Source organism: Litchfieldella xinjiangensis, from assembly GCF_000759345.1.
Classification (GTDB): domain Bacteria; phylum Pseudomonadota; class Gammaproteobacteria; order Pseudomonadales; family Halomonadaceae; genus Litchfieldella_A; species Litchfieldella_A xinjiangensis.
Map to the genome: position 1 here is coordinate 90,655 of NZ_JPZL01000004.1, position 17,402 is coordinate 108,056.

The window sequence follows — 17,402 nt, forward strand, 5'->3', positions numbered from 1 at the left end:
CCCTCGCTCCACGGGCTCCTCGTGAGAGCACCTGTGTGGCTTGCTTCCGGGACGAGCGATAGCCAAGCAGGTTAAGTATTGTTAGACTCCAGATAAAAGCAAAAATCAAAAAAGCATTCAGGGATATGAAAAATAGAATAATGCCTCGCGCAGGGATGCTATCGAGTTATGCTTCCTCAGCGTTCAAGATCCTGTTACTGCTTGCCATAGGCTTGGCGTTACTCAAGTTCTCCCCGCTCGGGACCAGTGATCGTTCCGACAAGTATGCGCAAGACCTGTTCAACCATTACCTAGGCGCCTGGTTTTACCCAGACACCTCTCAGGATAAGTCCGTCGTTCTGCTGCTCACCGACGAAGTCGTAGACAGCCGTCTGAAAGGGGGCTGGCCTGCGCCGTATGACTTCCATGGCGATATACTTAATCGGTTGTTGTTGCATGACCCCGCCTCGGTCTTCATCGACTTTTTCTGGATGAACCAGAACAAGCCGGGTGTCGCCTATCTTCTGAGAGTCCTTCGAAAGTACCAGTCCCGACACATCCCCGTGTATATGGCGGTACGTTCTCGCGACGACTTTACGCGTACCTGGCCGGAGCTTCAGGGCCTCGTCATCCCGGTCGCGGCCGACATCGGATTCGACCCGTCCGATTTCGTGGCCCGTCAGTATCTCTTCAACAAGCAGGGGCTCGAAACGGCGGCGTTTAGCATGGGGAAAGCGGTCCGCCCCGACCTGGAGAGCGTCGATCCTGATTCGAGCATGGATATCTTCTGGGGTGCCCGTGAGAATCTGACCAACGCCGTCTGGATGGAGGCAGGCCGCACGCAGGACACCAACTGGATGGATGCGGTCAACGAAGGGTTCACCGGCTTCACCCAACGCACGCCCTACAGCACGACGCTTTTCGTCCGCGACCTGCTCAATCCCGTCGCAGACACCGAGGCCAAGGCCGAACAGGAACTGCGCAGCTTCCTGCAAGGCAAGCACGTCTTTTATGGCGCCAACCTCTCGGGGGTGCAAGATATCGTGCTCGCACCTACGCGGGAGATCCTGCCGGGTGTGTACTATCACGCCATGGCGTTCGACAATCTGCTGACGTGGGGCCCTTCCTTCAAGGCAGCGGACCCGCACGTGGGTCCCGAGAGGACCCGGCTGCCCATGTGGCTATTAGATCTGGCTGTCCTGCTCCCTGTCGTGCTGCTGGGTGTTTTTCATCATGAGCGACAACGCTGCCTTCCCGACGATGTGATCCCCATCGTCGAACGCCGGCTTTCCCGCCTACGCCGTCCTTTGCTCGACATCATAAAAAGCCTGCTGTTTTACAGCACCTGGCACATCGGCAAGTGGTTATTCGGTTTTGGTGCCCTGATCGCCTGGGTCGTTTTCTGCTCATGGGTAGAGTTCCATTATTTCAATGTATCTGCAGCCTCCTGGCTCGGATACCTGGGAGTCATTTCACTGGGGTTTGCAACGGAGAAACTGGAGTTAATCGATCGAAGCTATCACTGGCTAAAAATAAATGTCTACCAAGAGGCAGTCTATGAACAGGGAACAATTTATACGGGTGGTGTCTGTAACGATCCTGCCACTATTGATTCAGAGCGTATCAGCAGCAGAACCTTTGATGGTTAACGGCGTCAAGGCGGGCGTATCCGAAGTGGACCTCTTCGACCCCTCAAGCGGCAGTTATGTGCGCTCGGTGGCCGCCGACAGCCTCCACTACCCCATCGATATTCTCGAGGATCAACAAGGCATGTTCGTGATCGAGCTGGAAGGAACGCGTTATTCGGTCGGCAGCAGCTTCATCAATACCACCAAGACCTACAACGTCTCTGCCGAATGCCAGAACGCCTTGAATACCCACACCGTCGCGTCCTCACGCGGTGTCGCCGGGAACGGGTGCCTTCAATGAAAAAACGCCTGATTCCTACCGTCTGTGTCCTTTCCCTTTCCCTGGCGCTTGGCGGCTGCAGTGCCACACCGGTTGATCAGCTGAGCCGTTGGCTCCCTGGAGGCTTCGACGAAAACCAGACCTACCTTTCCCAAGTCGATAAGGCGTACAGGCCAGCCACGACCGGTATCGGGCCAAAGGCTGACCGGTTACGTACCCAGAGCGAAAGCTATGGGCTGATCGACTACCCCGCGCTTGAAGCCTTTCTCAACCGGCACCTGGATCGACTCAAGACAGCCAGTGGCCTAACGGGGCTCGAGGGCCGCGCCTACGTGTCCGCGGATCGCGGCTTCAGTGCCAAGACAACCGCAGACGGAAACATCTACATCCCGCTGGAAATGCTCAACGATCTAGACAACGAGCACGAAGTTGCTGCCCTTCTATCGCATGAACTCGCCCATGCCATGCTCAACCACAATGATGCCGACCTGTTCGTCCGTTTGCAGAAGAAAGCCGTCTACGCCACGGCATTTGTCTCTTCGCTTGGCAACGAGACCGATACGCTCCCTGCTTCGGAAACACGGCGTATCCGCAACATGCTGAGCATGGCTCTGGTGTCCGATGGTTTCCTAAACCCCGGGTGGTCACGTCATCAAGAGGGGGTGGCCGACCGCCTTGGCCTGGACCTGATGATTGAAGCCGGCTACAACCCGGAAGGTATGAGCCTGATGCTCGCCAAGGTACAGGCCTGGGAGCAGAAGAACGATGCCATCGCCGCCGAGCGCGAGGCCAACCGTCAAGCCATGCTTACCGCAGCGAGCGAGCAGGCCGGGGTCGACCTGGAGAAGCAATTCTCGCTCGCCATGGGCGATATCACGACCCGGCTCAATAGCCTGTTCAAGCGTTTCGCTGAGAATCATCCCGATATCGACAAACGCATCGAGGAAAATGCCGAGTACAGCGCCGCCCATTACCGGCGCGCGGCACGCCCGCCCATGAACGACATCGAATGGGCTTCCCTGATGGACACCCCCCGCAGCCAGGCGTTGGTCCGCTCGGTCGCCCTGATCGACGAAGCCAAGGCCCTGTATCAGGCAGGAAGGTTCGACGATGCGGCCACTATCGCCTTGAGCGCAGTGAATGATGATACCCAGCACCAGAATCACGTCCGCTTGACCCTGGCAGAGATTCGTCGGGAACAGAACCAGAGCGGCTCTGTGCTGGCCAACGCGGAATATGGGCTGCAGGGCAACTATCCTGCGTATAAGCTTCATTACTACAACGATGTGCTGCGTGCCACGAACAAGGATGGCCTCGCCGCCAGCCTGGAACAACTCAACACGACGTTCGCCGACTATGGCAAGCCGCCCCAGCATTACAAGGAGCTGATTACACTATCGGAAACGGTCGGCAACAAGGCGCTGAGTACCAACCTGTCACTGGAGTGCGAGTTGAAATACCTGGGCGAAGCCGTCGCATGCCGCCCCGGAGAAGTCGACCAGACCCAAGGGTTCAGCTACAACCGCGTGGTGGATAGCCTGTTGTAAGGACTGCCCCTGCCCCCGGCAAGCTGCATGCAAGGCCGGGGGTCAGAGGCCGCCTCCCACCGCCTGTGCTGCCGGAGAGCGACACCCCCGCCTTGATGCCGGACGATGATGACGTGCTGGTAGCAGTCTCCAACTTGACTTCGTTACCCGCGCTAAGTTCGGTTCGCTCTCCCGCCTTCACTGGCGTACCTTCCAACGTGATATCGTTGCCTGAGGATACAGTGATCCCACCACCTGCATTGATCGACCCGGTGCGGGCCGTGGTACTGGAGGTTTGTGCGTTCTCGGCACTGGCGCCTAGTTCGGCAGATTTCTCCGTACCGCCACTGTCGGTCTTGCTCGTCCCGAGATCCACTCCCACGGAGACACCAGTCGACGAGCTACTGGCGGTATCCTGCGCCGCGTTGAACTCGACATTACCCCCGGCAGAAATGCTAGCGTCTCCACCCGCATCCAAAGCCGTCCCTTCGAAGCTGGCATCGTCGCGCGTACGAATCGTCAGATTGCCCCCGAAGAAATGCTGCCGGTGCGTGCCGTCGTGGTCGCTTCACTCTCCGTGGCCATGTCGTAGCTTGCCGAAAGGCTAGCCTCGCCCGTGCTGGCTTTGAGCTCAGCGCCGATTTCATGGCTACTGCTCGACTGCTGGAGGTGTCCTGGACGGCCTGGAAATCCAACGAGCCCGCTTCAATCGTCGTATCGCCGACTGCCTCGAACTGGGCGCCAATCAGTACCGTTTCGTCCTCGGAGCTGGAACTGATATTGCCACCCGCCTTGAAGCGGCTAGTCACGGCGGAACTTTCGCTTTCACTCTCACTCTCGATCGCGCCATCATAGGAGGCTTTTACACCCACCCCCGCACTCGCCTCGGCGGTCCCATCCGAGCTCGCACCGGCTTCCGCTCCGGCATAACCCCCTACACGAACATCGTGGCTCTGCGAATCACTGCTCGACCAGCTCTGGTCCGATACCGCCTCATCACGGATCGAACGAGCAGACTGTGTCAGGTTGCCCCCCGCTTCTACCTGGGTACCCTGATCGACAATGGTATTTGTCGCTGTGCGGTTGAGGAAACGATAGGCGCGCAGGAGGTTGTTCCGAGCGAATATCCTGTTCACGCTGACGCTCAATGCGCTCAAGGGCCTCCGTCTGCAAGCGCTCCGCCTGACGTGTCGCTGCGTCTATATCAGCGGCCGTTTGTGCGTGTGCCCCTGCGAAAGGGAAAGAAAGGCCAAGGCAACGCAAAGCGCCGCCCACTGCGGCCTAGCGACAAATCCAGTATTTCTGTGTTTTTGCATTCGAATTCAGCGCCATCAGAATGCCATAGGAGTACTGCAATAGCGGGTCGTACAGAAGCGGGGAGGCTTCACCAACCTGAGCTTGTTCGCACGTGCTATCGTCCCAGGGGGGGCAGAACTTGAGGCGCTGTATGGGCGAAAGAGGTTTTCTTGGAAAAAAGGCGAACTACTAATTTAGTAGAATTGTTATTGAGCTTTCCAACTAGGTTGACCCAACGAAACCACCTGTCAAGAACACTTGGCCTCTTACAGCAGGCCGCTTCAGCCGTAACCAAGTGCTGAAGGTTTTCACTTAGCCTGGGCGGTTAGGTTGCGCTTGGTTCGAAACATCCTGCTCTCTCAGCTAACATCTTTATACATTTTTGATCTGAGAGACGGTTTGTCGAGCTTTGCCGAGTTCTAAGCGATCGTTCATACAGCGGAGTCGAGCAATGACCAGCAGTGTCATGGTAGTGGTGGGCACGCGCCCCGAGGCCATCAAAATGGCCCCGCTAGTGCATGCCCTACTGGCGCAGGAGAAAATCAATCTTCATTTCTGTACCACTGGACAGCACCAGGCCATGCTGCAGCAGGTCCTTGATCTCTTCGAGCTGGAGGCCACCATCCACCTCAAAACAATGGCGACGGGCCAGACACTCAATACGCTACTTCCCTCTCTCATTACGCAGCTGGATCGGGTCTACACAGCTGAAGAACCTGATCTGATACTGGTGCATGGCGACACCGCCACGTGCTTTGCTGCGACTCTTGCGGCCTTCCATCGAGGCTTACCCATCGCCCATGTCGAGGCTGGATTGAGAAGCGGCGATCGTCAGTTGCCGCATCCGGAGGAAGCCTATCGGCGCATGACCACCTGTTTAGCCGCACTACATTTCGCCCCTACCCAAACCGCCCGCACCAACCTGCTGAATGAAGGTGTTCCGGATAAGGCAATCAGTGTAACCGGCAATACTGTCATCGACGCTCTCCTTTGGGTACGAGACCGGCTTCCCAGCCAACGCCGGCAATTGTCTTCTTCTGATCTGGATCGCATACGATCTGAAGCCCGTGTCGTTCTGGTCACTAGCCATCGACGTGAAAATTTTGGCAAGGGGCTGCAAAACATTTGCGCTGCCATCACACTCCTGGCACAACGCTACCCCGATATCGATTTCGTCTATCCGGTACATCTCAATCCCCGGGTTCGCGACCTTGTGCATCAGCGGCTGGCCCTCGTCCCCAATATCCATCTACTTGAACCACTCGATTACAGAAGCTTTGTCTGGCTCATGGATCGCTCGACCTTAATTCTGACCGACTCAGGCGGTATCCAGGAGGAAGCCCCAGGACTTGGCATTCCTGTCCTGGTCATGCGTGACCAGACGGAGCGACCCGAGGCCGTCGGGGCCGGGACGGTTAAGCTGGTGGGCAATGAAACCGGGCGCATCGTGGAGGAAGTCATAGCTTTGTTGGAGTCACCTACCACCTACCAGCGAATGCAACTTGCCGGTAACCCGTACGGTGATGGTCATGCGTCGCAGCGCATCGTAAAGGAACTGCAGCAATGGTTTGATGCGAATACGGAGCCCGGCGCCCCTTCATGAGTTACTGGATGGTGGACGTTCTCGTTTACGGACTCTACGGTCTGAAATGGTTGGCGCTGGGCGTGGCTTGGATTCTTCTCGTGCTAGGCATTGATGATCTCTTCATCGATATTACTTACTGGTCGAGACGGGCAAAGCGACGGCTTGGCGTGTATCGCCGCATGAGCCGGGCTGACGAAACGCGGCTCTACGAGAAAGACGAACAGCCCTTGGCTGTCATGGTACCCGCCTGGCAGGAAACAGGGGTGATCGGTGAAATGGCCGCCCTTCTCGCAACTACGATGGATTACGAAAATTACCAGATTTTCGTCGGGACCTACCCCAATGACCCACAGACGCAAGCGGAAGTGGATGCCGTATGTCAGCAGTACGGCAATGTACACAAGGTCGTCTGCGCTCGGCCCGGGCCAACGAGTAAAGCCGACTGCCTGAATAATGTGATCAACGCTATCCAGGCGTTCGAAGAGGCCGCCGCCATCCAATTCGCCGGAGTGGTGCTCCATGACGCCGAGGACGTCATTTCTCCCATGGAATTACGCCTGTTCAACTACCTGCTTCCCAGCAAGGACTTAATACAGGTTCCTGTCTATCCCTTCCCCACTCGCTTGTGTAATTTCACGGCGGGCCACTACATAGACGAGTTTTCTGAATACCATGGAAAGGATGTCGTCGTACGCGAAGCCCTGGTTGGCCAGGTCCCGAGCGCAGGCGTCGGCACATGCTTTAGCCACCGTTCCATCACCATCTTGCTCAGAGAGGGTGACGGCATCGCCTTTGATACGTGGAGTCTGACCGAAGACTACGATATCGGTTACCGTCTCAGCAACGCCGGGCTCAATTGCGTCTTCGTCAGATATTCCGTTCGCAATCCCGAGCTCTCACCGTTTCGCGAAACCCGCCGAGGGATTTCTTCGCAAGCCAGCAGTGTCATCTGCGTGCGCGAGCATTTTCCAGTGACATTGAGGGCGGTAGTGCGACAGAAAGCGCGCTGGATTACAGGCATTGTTTTCCAAGGTACCCAGAATCTGGGCTGGAGCCGGCACTGGGCACTGAACTATTTTCTCTGGCGTGATCGCCGAGGTCTTATCGCCTATCCCGTTGGCCTGTTAGCCAATGTGCTGTTTTTAGTGTTACTAACCCTGTGGTTGGTATCGCGATATCGTCCTGACGCCTGGCACTTCGCTCCCATCCTTGAGGGGGCTGTCTTGCAATGGCTATTGATGTTAAACGGCATTCTGCTGGCGAACCGCTTGTTTCATCGTTTTTACTTCGTGGCGATCTATTACGGGTTTATTCAAGGCCTTTTAGCCCTCCCTCGCATGATGTGGAGCAATGTGATCAACTTTCTGGCTAATGTCCGCGCGTTTAAGATCTTCCTTACTCAAGGCGGCGACCGACGCCTGCCTTGGGATAAAACGACCCATGAGTTCCCTGTCCTCGAACAAGCGCGCAGGCAACCTATTGGCGCGGTCTTGGTGCAGATGGGCGCTATCTCAACGGCAGAGCTGGATGCAGTACTGGAAGAGCCGCGTCGCCATCGCTTAGGTCGTGAGTTACTAGCTAGAGGACTGATCAACAGCACGCAATTGGCCCAAGCCCTAGCTCAACAGGCTCAGATGCAATGGGCCACGCTGGATCCTTTCAAACTTGCTCGCTCAGCCATCGATGCCTTGCCCCGTACACTCGCCTTGCGCTACTCCGTACTGCCCATAGCCAAGGAAAGGGACACGCTCGTTATCGCGAGCGAAAGTGCCATCAGCAGGATCGCCTTAGGGGCCATGGGGCGCCAGCTCAAATGCCCTGTCGTCTGCCGTATTGTTCCCCAAGGGCGCGTCACCATCGGGTTGCGCTTTTGGTATATCGATCGGAATACGTTGAATGGTGAGTCGCGTGACGTGCTGGACTACCTGAGGCATAGCACGGACGAGGCTGAGCGCGAAGCGGTTTATCGCCATCAGATATTACTTGGCGACTTGATTCAGGAGCTCGGTTTGATTTCAGCGACCGTATTTGGCCAAGCGCTCATCGACTTCAGACCCACAGAGCAGTCACTTGGCGATTACCTCATTGACCGGGGCTTAATCAGCCATGAGCTGCTGGCTCACGCCCTAAAAACACAGCGGGCGGAGCAGCAAGCCGCCCTTCGCGCCGTCAGGGAACATCATTCATGATCCATGCTCGGCGCAGCCACCTTATGGCCATCATGATTACAGCGATGGGGGTTGCCTGGCCGGGTGGTCCCGGCAGGGCCGAGCCGCTCAGCGAATTTGAACATTTTCAGAGCTATCCCTACTTGGATATGGGGTATCGCCAGGCTCAGGAAAACAACTGGTCCAAAGTCGAACGCCTGATGAGACATCTGCTTGAGCATGTCCCAGGCCATAGTGAGGCCCGCGAGTTATTGGCTCAATCGCTGATGCACCAATCACAATTTGCCGCGGCAGAAGCAGAGCTGTTGCGTCTAGATGGGCCTGAAGTCCAAACGAGGCTGATGGAGCTCAGGTTGGCTTGGATCGAGCATGACCCGAACATAACCTCGCATGTCGAAGCTTGGCTGGAATCTCTCCAGGGAGCGCAGCGAGAACGCCTTTGGGTTGCGCATAGCCAGACACTGGCCCAACAGAGCGGAGAAGAAGCCGCGCTGGACTGGCTACAGGCTATCCCTAGCAGAAATGACGACATCGCCCTTAGACGCAGGCGGGCCATTCTTGCCGAAGCCACCAACCGCTGGGGCGTCGTTCAAGAACAACTCGCTCCCCTAAGGCAAAGCGATCAGCTGCTAGGCGAGGATTGGCGGCGTCTCGCGCTGGCCCACATCATGCTCGACGATAATAGAGCGCTTGAAGCGCTACTCGGTGAATCGCCTAACCATGAGACCACTGAAGCGATCCTATCCAGTGCCAGTGACCGTGCCATCGCCACAGGGAAGCCGGCCCAGGCAAAAAACTGGCTGTTACGTCTCAGAGACACCGCTTCTCTTAGTAGTGGTCAGCAGGATCAGCTTCTTGAGCTCGCCATGAAGACTGACGATACCTCCTTGGTTATCGCGTTGGGGCAGGACATGAGCATGGGCTGCTTGGCAATTACGTATTGGCTCGCCGAGCATGCCACAGCATTGGCTAGTGAATATTTGAGTAGGTGCAATCCCGCCAAGGATCCTCAACGGTGGCTGGTTCTCGCCCAACAGCTCGACGCCGAAGCGCTCTTGGCAAACACGGCGTTGCCGCCCCGCTGGGAAGAGCGCCGTATCGAGATAGTGACTCAGCTCTGGCAACACCAAAACCAAACCCCTCAAGCCTTGTCTTGGTTGACACAGCAGCCCCAGACAGCGGCTATAGCTCGTCGCCGGGGGCAACTTCTCCAGGCTATGGAGCGCGAAGGCGACGCAGCGGACCTCTGGCATCGACACTATCAGCAAACCGGGGATGTCACATCGCTTGATCAGGCAACCTATCTCTACCTTGCCAATGGGGAGCGAGAACGCGCGCTCAAGCTACTGGAGACAGCCTTTATACGGGTTGCCGATCAGTTGCCTGTCAGCGTCCTTGATCGGCTGGCAAGTCTTTATGCCCAAGAGGATGTAAGCACCATTCACCCCTACGCCGTCGAACTACTAAGTAACGTCAGCGGTGAGGTGCACGACATGCTCCTTTTACGCCTGGCCAATGATGGCCATTGTGAAGCAGTCACTCGGCACACCGGTAATTCGTCACGACGAGCTGCGCAGTGGCGCGCCTTGGGGACATGCGCCATGCCGGACCGGCCCGGAGCGGCAGTCGTCTATTATCAGCAAGCCGTGGCAGAGGGAGACGACAATGGTGCAACCCCCCTTGCGTTTGCCCAGCTTGCCGCTGGCGACCCGGCAAGCGCCTATCACTATTGGAGATCACAGCCTATTGAGACGATGTCCAATGCGGTTCGTCTAGCTGCGGCCAGAAGTGCATTGGGCACCGGTCAGCACGACGTTGCCGCCCATTATTGGTCATTAGCAGATCACAAAAATGCAGATGACTGGCAGCTGGGTGCTGAGATTGCTCGCGCACAGCATCGCCCACAGGATGCCCTGCAACGGCAACGACACGCGCTTCAGCGAGACCCTTCAGCCGAACGGTATTACGCGGCCAGCAGCCTCGCGCAAGATCTGGGGATGAGTGCCCTTTCACTCGATTGGCTAGCCCAAGCGGCCGAGCTTGCCCCCGATGTCCCACGGTACCGGGCCGATTATGCCTTTCGCCTGTCGGGAAGTGATAAACGCGAACAACGGCGTAAGGCCAAGCGGCTACTTGAGCAGAGTATTCATGATTACCGCGAGGATTTTCGCCTTGCCGAGTCCTTGGCCCTACGTTATGCCGAATTCGGAGACAGTGCTGCCTCCCGCCACCAACTGCGTCGTGCCATCGAGCTCGAACAGACTCCACTTGCCATCGAAGGCGAATCTGCACGGGACCTGGCTCAGCGCCGCTATCGCCAACGACGTATGCATGAAACCTTGTCGCGCCGGGATACCTTTACCTTCAGCAGTACCTGGTCAGCCGCTGGCACGGACTCAGCCAGTACCCCTGCCCTTGGCGGCGATCAAAATACCCAGATCGCTCAGTGGGATCATGCGATAGGAGACGAGCCCTTAGAGAACGGACGACAATTAGCGATTTATGGACGTGCAGTCCTGGATAGCAACCGTCGTTCTCATTATGGCCAATCGCGGGGCTTAGGCATTGGCATTCGTGCCAAGCCGGTTTCCCAGCTCAATCTTAACCTGTATGGAGAAGTCTACGCAGAAAGCAGTGGTCATGAGGGGCTGACATTAGGTGCTCTATCGGAGCCACTCGAAAGCGGCTCACGAGAGACAGGCGATGCACGTGCTACGAGTGAAGACATCGACCTGCTGCTGAGAGCCTCAGCATCGTTTTTCGATCAAGGCGATTACCGTAACGATTGGCGTATCGACGAGACTCACTGGAGCGAGCGCCAGCTCTACCTGGATACCGCCTGGTGGTTACGTCGGGGGATACGGCACGGCATTGCTCGCTACCGCCAAGGCCACGCCTACAAGCTTCCAACGCAAGGACCGCAAACCCTGATGCCCTATGCCATGCTGCAGTTCACCACCCAGCATACAGATGGTTGGCAGCAGGACACGCGTGCGGGACTGGGCATGCGTTTCCAGCATTGGTTCGATGCGGATCGACACAACGCCTATCGCGGCAACCTCAGCTTGCGTGTTGAGTATCAGCATGCGCTGGGTGGTGCCCTCTACGCGCGCGACGATGGCTGGCTAATGGGGATCGAGGTGCGGTATTGATGACTAAGCTACTGATGGCCCTTGTGCTTATGATGTGTTCATTGACTAGCAACGCTGATGGAAGGTTGTTTTATCAGCCGCAGAGTGCCGATGCGGCCTTGAATGCGATGCAGTGGCGTGACATCTGGCAACAGAGCAGGACCAACGGTGTCCATACCCTCATCGTGCAATGGACGCGTTATGGCGAAGAGAACTTTGGAGGGGAAACGGGCTGGTTAGCCTCAGCCTTGCGCGAAGCGGAGCGTCAAGGAATACAACTGATCCTGGGGCTTTCGTTCGATCCTGCTTACTATCTCTCTTTGCCTGATAACCATCGTTTCGCTACCTACTGGCACCAGCAACTGGGCCTCGCTCTGCAGCAGCAAGAACAGGTGTCCGAAGCCTGGCAGCTTGATCCCGTGGGTTGGTACCTGCCCTATGAACTGGACGATAATATTTTTCGTGACAGTACGACACGAGAGGAACTACAAAACCAATTAGAGGGATTTATCACCCGACTCGATCAACCTCTACATATGAGTGCATTTACCGGAGGGCTATTATCGCCTGCTGTCTATGCCGAATGGCTACTAACGCTGGATGAGGCCGGGATCAATCTATGGTGGCAAGATGGGCGCGGAACAGCGGCATTGGAGCCTGTAGTCCGTCAAGCTTATGAAGCAGCACTTGATTGCCGGATCGGCATCATACGCGAGGCATTTAGGCAAACCAGCGGGGCGGATACCATGTTTCAGGCTGATCCCACTACTCCACTGAAGCCCGATGCCTGCCATGAAACGGCCGTTTTTTCGCTGCGCTATCGGCCTTGGGCGGCAAGCCTACATAATAAATAAAAGCCACCTTATAGGGTATGCGATAGCAATGATATGCAAAGCTGGCACGTTATTATAATGTTGAATAAATTAAATAGGCTGAGCACAAAGACAACAGATCGGCTTGAGGGACTACCGGGGCGGAGCCGCCCAAGCCACTTTTCAACGCGTCAACTTAACTCGCAGACACCTGTTTACAAAGGGATAAAAACCCTTACGCCGCACTGTACAACAATATTTCCATTCTTTCCTCTTCAATCAACTCTAATGAGGAACATTTAATAATCAGTGAAATCTAATGTCTCGCCGTTAAGCAAACTAATTTCGCCGTTTCTAACGACCACTTACTGGTGACAAAATGTCCGCGTAGAACACACAAGAGGTGGATATCGGTACTTGATCGTGATCCCAAGCATACTTGCGGCTTGGGATTTATTTTACCCAAAAGATCACCCCCTCTCAAAATAGCCCATTATGTTAACGATTGTTATTTCAATTATTAATTAGGCTAGCGCTAGCTCAGGAGTCGGTAAAATCATTACACCTGTTAAATTACTAGCCAGCAACTGTGATTTCGCCACGCCGTGAACCTCGAACGAAGTACTGACTACGCTCTATAATAATTAAAGCTCCTTAAATGCACTAGCGCGGCGTAAAACATGTGCAATTAAAATTAATTAATAAGAGAAAAAACCATTTTCCTCACCGCCTTCTGATATTAATATTCCACGCTTTCATGAGTATATAGACGTAACCCACAGCAACCCCTCTGCGCCCATAAAACACCAAGCAGCAATACTGCCCTTATGTTTATTCTGGAGATAAGTTCCAATAAGAAACAAAACCACTCCGACAGCCAATGACAGTAGTTTCATCGTGAGTGAATCCTAAACTTAAATGGTTTGCGCAAGGTGCTGACGCCGGTTACTTATTTTACGACAGCATAGCAGCAAGAACAACAAGTAGAGACAGCGGTTAAATATAAGAACTTATTAACAAACCCGAAGGAGAAAGATAAATCTTGATCGAACCTATCTGTCATGAGCATTTACCGCATGACGTTGTGTACGCATCGCCATAATTTATCGACACCTTTCTTCCACAGACCGCACAGCTGCCTTTATGACCGGCATGAGCAGCCTGCTTATATTCTTTTAAGCTTATACCATCAAATTTGTTCTTACCTGCTAAAGGAGCATCTCTTTTATTTGTTTTTTCTACATATACCCGCGTCGTCTCCGAAATCACCCTATTTATTTAAGACTCGTCTCTCATGGCCTGAACACGCAAACGAAGATAAGTTGCTTCAGCTTTATCCTTATCTCCTCCGGACTGGCTTAGAGCCTTTGCCCATATTCCGTCTCTCCGATCACCTTGTTCTAGCTCTATAAGAGCCTTCTCAAACAGTTTCTCTTCGTCTACCCGTGCCGCGGCAGCACCTAACCTGAGCTTTCTAAACATAGCTGGAAGCTTCTCAATATCTATAAATGTTAATGGCCAACTAGCAACCTCCGAGAACCTCAGATGCGTTTCCGCGATTCCATTCCTCTAGTCGCTACCTACATAAGTATAGAATACCAAACCACCCTCAGGCCAGAAGCGTAGCCTAACAGTAGATTCTTGGAATAGATCTTTGTCAGGGCGAGACACATGGCAGCAAACAAAGGATAGAAGGAAGCGACAAGGCAAGGTCAGTAAAGCGTAATGAGAACTACGGTAACTAGCAGGTGGATAGACGTCAATCGCGCGACCTGGCCAAGAGCGTGAAGGTGAGATGAGGTAGCAACATCTATTGTGGTATGCTAATGGACAACATAACCTGAACAAGAGTAAAGCGATGCAGGCGCTTGAACTAGGGATAGCACAACTCAAAAGTGGCGATTTGATCTTCTTTGCAGGCTCGGGGCGGCGTAGTGCGCTGATCAAGCGATTCACCCGGAGTAAGTGGTCACATATCGGCATGGTACTGCATCTTGATGCTTTCCCATATCCTTTATTGTTCGAGTCGACAGCGCAAGCCGGAGCTGTGGATATTGAGCGTAGGGAGATCGTCAGTGGAGTTCAGATCGTTCCGCTGAAGCAACGTATAGCAGCCTACCCTGGCGAGGTGGCGGTACGCTCCCTTGACCAGCCTCCCAGCGCACAGCGCTATGCAGCGCTCCTCTCACTACGTGAGGAATTGCGCGGCCGTCCCTATGAGCGCTGCTCCAAGCAACTGTTCCGTTCCGCCTACGACGGCCCGATAGGGACCAATCGTTGTGATCTTTCCAGTATCTTCTGCAGTGAACTCGTTGCGTTGGCTTACCAGCGGATGGGCTACCTTGGTGAAGAGTATCCTCCCAATGAGTATACCCCTCATGACTTTTCCGAGGCGGGTGGACTGGTGCTGAAAGAGGGGCCCTTTCCAACGAAGTTTTGATCAAAGCGACAGTGAGTAAGCCCGTGGCATAAGCGAGCCGACACCATCCCGCCACGCGTATTGGTTCAAACTATGAGACTTATACAAGAAGGGCGCCCTCGTGTAGAGGGCGCCCTTCTCCTTCCTTTTAGCAGAGGATCAGAGCCAGCTAATTACCTTGTTTTGGTCGGCTGCCTCGCCAAAATCGGAGCAACGTTTGGCCAGATCCTGATCCTGCGCGAAGGACATCGTGCATCGCGCTAAGGCTTGGGCTTCGACGAAGGTCAGGCTGTAGCGTTTAGCCAGGTAGTATTCCACTGGCAACATCTCGGGGAACATACCGAGATCTTGATGCATGGCGCTGATTAAGTCGCCGACCATCTTGGCATCGTTCTGCGTGTTGGCGAAATCGAGCAAATGTTGATAGTTGAAGGTGGTCCGGTAATCACTTTCCAGTGTCTTGGTAAAATACGCCTGGGCCTCGCTGCCATTGCCCAGCAGAGCATTGGCTTGGGCCAGTTGGTTGTGCTATTGCTCAGGAGTATGTGGAACTCGCTGAGAGCGGCCAGATGAGTACCGAGCACTGCCCACGAGCGCTTGCCGCGACATTCTTGATAATCATCCGGCCTGCCGCGCCGAGTATCTGGCATCTGAACCTGTGATTTCCTTTGTATTTAACCATTGGGGACGTCGACTTGGCGTCACAGCACAAGGTCGGGATGAGGCCATCCTTGGCTACCAGTCCATGGCGATTACTCTCAGCAGCCCTAAATGTAACCTACGTAACTTTTGGCACGCAACACATTGAGGACAGAGTATGTAGGTTAATTGCTGACTAGAACTAGTGCCAAATTCGACCACGAAAAAAGCCCCGGCCCGAGACCGAGGCAAACGCGATGAGACGCGTCCCGTAATCGACGAACCACCGCAGGGCAGTTCGCTTAACTCAGGCGTCTCGAGATGTAGCTTACACCGCAAGCAAGCTTTGCTAATCGGCAAAGTGAACAATGAACAGGACGTTAATTGAGGAAATGCTTATTCATAAAACGAGAAAGAACCCGGCTTTTTGGCCGGGCTCGGATCTTTCCCTCAGCCATGCATAAGTGCGATAGTTTTGATCCGAGTGTAGCTCCTCATGCCCTCTAAGCCTTTCTCCCGGCCGTAGCCTGAGCGGCCAATCCCGCCAAACGGAAGTTCAATGCCACCCGCTGCACCGTAATTGTTGATGAAAACCTGGCCACTGCGGATGCCTTTGGCCAAGCGAAACTGACGGCCACTGTCACGCGTCCAGATCCCGGCGCAAAGACCAAAGTCCGTGGCATTGGCCAGTGTCAGCGCCTCACGCTCGTCGCTGAAAACCTGAACAGCGAGTACCGGCCCAAACAGTTCCTCGCGTAGCACCTCATGTCCATCGGGAACCTCAACCAGGAGCTGCGGCACTACAAAGTGACCTTGAACCGGGGCACCAGCTGCCATCCGGCCACGCGCCAAGGTACGGACGCCGTCGTTGGCCGCAGCTTCCAGTCGGGCTTCCAGCTTCGCTTTCTGGCGAGCGTTGATCAGCGGCCCGCAGTCTGCATCCGCCTCACCGGCATCACAGCTCAGCGCCTCGAAACGCTCTGCAAGGCGACCGAGCACCTCCTCGGCGACCTCACGCTGTACTAGCAAGCGACTCCCGGCAGAGCACGTCTGGCCGGCATTCTGGATAATGCCACGCACAACAAAGGGAAGCGCCGCGTCCAGGTCCGCATCGGCAAACAGAAGTTGTGGCGATTTCCCTCCTAATTCCATGGTCACCGGCACGTGGTGTAGCGCTGAGGCCTGAGCGACTAGCGTGCCGGTGTCGGGTGAGCCGGTGAAGGATAGGTGATCGATATCGGGATGGGCGGACAGCGCGGCACCCGCCTCCTGGCCAAGTCCGGGCACCACATTGAGCACCCCAGGCGGCAACCCCTTCTCCATGGCCAACTCAGCGAGCCGCAACACACTCAGACAGGCGTCTTCGGCCGGCTTGAGCACTACGGCATTGCCGGCCGCCAAGGCCGCTGCCACACAGCGGCCAAAGATCTGTGCGGGGTAATTCCAGGGAATAATCTGGGCGCAAACCCCAAAAGGCTCCCGCAATGTCATGACCGCAAAGTCATTTTCGAACGGGATGGTCTCTCCGTGGAGCTTGTCAGCGGCGCCACCGTAAAAACGAAAATAGCGGGCGCAGGCCGTGATATCGCCCCGAGCCTGGGCCATCGGCTTGCCCGTATCGGCGCATTCCAGAGCAGCAAGCCGTTCATGGTCGGCCTCAATGGCCGTAGCAAACGCCAGCAACCATTCGCTTCGATGCCGAGCCGACCAGGAAGACCAGTCGCCTAGCTGACCATGAAAGGCCTGTTTCGCCGCCTGCACCGCATCGTTCACGTCGTCTGCCTGGCTACGGGCAATTCGAGTGATTACCTCGCCTCGGGACGGGGTCTCGACCTCAAGCGTCGCCTGGGTTGTATGCCAGTCTCCGCCGATCAATGCTTGATTCGGGGGGAAGAGGACATGGGCTGCCATCAGCACTGCTCCTGTTGTTGTTATCAGT

The 17,402-nt window shown here is 55.4% G+C and carries 12 protein-coding genes; 8 read left to right on the plus strand and 4 right to left on the minus strand.

Annotation, left to right across the window (positions count from 1 at the left end):
* Positions 1 to 140 precede the first annotated feature (140 nt).
* The 3 genes from JH15_RS15215 to JH15_RS15225 are packed head-to-tail and all read left to right on the plus strand — an operon-like array spanning position 141 to position 3,434.
* Complete coding sequence (locus tag JH15_RS15215; RefSeq protein ID WP_197053336.1) at positions 141 to 1,628, plus strand: CHASE2 domain-containing protein; 1,488 nt, start codon at positions 141 to 143, stop codon at positions 1,626 to 1,628.
* Complete coding sequence (locus JH15_RS15220) at positions 1,621 to 1,908, plus strand: hypothetical protein (protein ID WP_043531912.1); 288 nt, start codon at positions 1,621 to 1,623, stop codon at positions 1,906 to 1,908. Before JH15_RS15215 ends, JH15_RS15220 begins: the two co-directional genes overlap by 8 nt.
* Positions 1,905 to 3,434, plus strand: a complete 1,530-nt coding sequence (locus JH15_RS15225; RefSeq protein ID WP_043531914.1) for a M48 family metalloprotease — start codon at positions 1,905 to 1,907, stop codon at positions 3,432 to 3,434. Before JH15_RS15220 ends, JH15_RS15225 begins: the two co-directional genes overlap by 4 nt.
* Here JH15_RS15225 and JH15_RS18660 read toward each other — a convergent pair.
* Positions 3,400 to 3,936, minus strand: a complete 537-nt coding sequence (locus JH15_RS18660; protein ID WP_081949068.1) for a hemagglutinin repeat-containing protein — start codon at positions 3,934 to 3,936, stop codon at positions 3,400 to 3,402. The genes JH15_RS15225 and JH15_RS18660 overlap by 35 nt on opposite strands.
* Positions 3,869 to 4,549, minus strand: a complete 681-nt coding sequence (locus JH15_RS18665; protein WP_043531916.1) for a hemagglutinin repeat-containing protein — start codon at positions 4,547 to 4,549, stop codon at positions 3,869 to 3,871. Before JH15_RS18665 ends, JH15_RS18660 begins: the two co-directional genes overlap by 68 nt.
* A 611-nt stretch (positions 4,550 to 5,160) precedes the next feature.
* On the opposite strand from JH15_RS18665, the gene wecB reads away from it, so the two are divergent.
* The 5 genes from wecB (at position 5,161) to JH15_RS15260 (ending at position 14,845) form a co-directional block, all read left to right on the plus strand.
* On the plus strand, positions 5,161 to 6,312 hold the full coding sequence (wecB, locus tag JH15_RS15235) for a non-hydrolyzing UDP-N-acetylglucosamine 2-epimerase (RefSeq protein ID WP_043531918.1): 1,152 nt from the start codon (positions 5,161 to 5,163) through the stop codon (positions 6,310 to 6,312).
* A complete protein-coding gene (locus tag JH15_RS15240; RefSeq protein WP_043531920.1) occupies positions 6,309 to 8,483 on the plus strand; it encodes a glycosyl transferase family protein in 2,175 nt (724 codons plus the stop codon). Before wecB ends, JH15_RS15240 begins: the two co-directional genes overlap by 4 nt.
* Complete coding sequence (locus JH15_RS15245) at positions 8,480 to 11,614, plus strand: NfrA family protein (RefSeq protein WP_052384163.1); 3,135 nt, start codon at positions 8,480 to 8,482, stop codon at positions 11,612 to 11,614. The genes JH15_RS15240 and JH15_RS15245 overlap by 4 nt, the downstream gene beginning before the upstream one ends.
* Positions 11,614 to 12,447 carry a DUF4434 domain-containing protein gene (locus JH15_RS15250; RefSeq protein WP_043531922.1) on the plus strand — a complete coding sequence of 278 codons (834 nt, stop codon included), beginning with the start codon at positions 11,614 to 11,616 and terminating at the stop codon, positions 12,445 to 12,447. The genes JH15_RS15245 and JH15_RS15250 overlap by 1 nt, the downstream gene beginning before the upstream one ends.
* Before the next feature lie 1,816 nt (positions 12,448 to 14,263).
* On the plus strand, positions 14,264 to 14,845 hold the full coding sequence (locus tag JH15_RS15260) for a C40 family peptidase (protein WP_052384164.1): 582 nt from the start codon (positions 14,264 to 14,266) through the stop codon (positions 14,843 to 14,845).
* 138 nt (positions 14,846 to 14,983) lie between these two features.
* Here JH15_RS15260 and JH15_RS15265 read toward each other — a convergent pair whose 3' ends face one another.
* Both JH15_RS15265 and JH15_RS15270 read right to left on the minus strand, forming a co-directional pair.
* The gene (locus JH15_RS15265; protein WP_043531926.1) at positions 14,984 to 15,241 is read right to left on the minus strand and encodes a hypothetical protein; all 258 of its coding nucleotides are present in this window, start codon (positions 15,239 to 15,241) and stop codon (positions 14,984 to 14,986) included.
* Between the two features lie 672 nt (positions 15,242 to 15,913).
* Positions 15,914 to 17,374, minus strand: coding sequence for an aldehyde dehydrogenase family protein (locus JH15_RS15270; RefSeq protein ID WP_052384165.1), 1,461 nt, complete (start codon positions 17,372 to 17,374; stop codon positions 15,914 to 15,916).
* Positions 17,375 to 17,402: the final 28 nt, after the last annotated feature.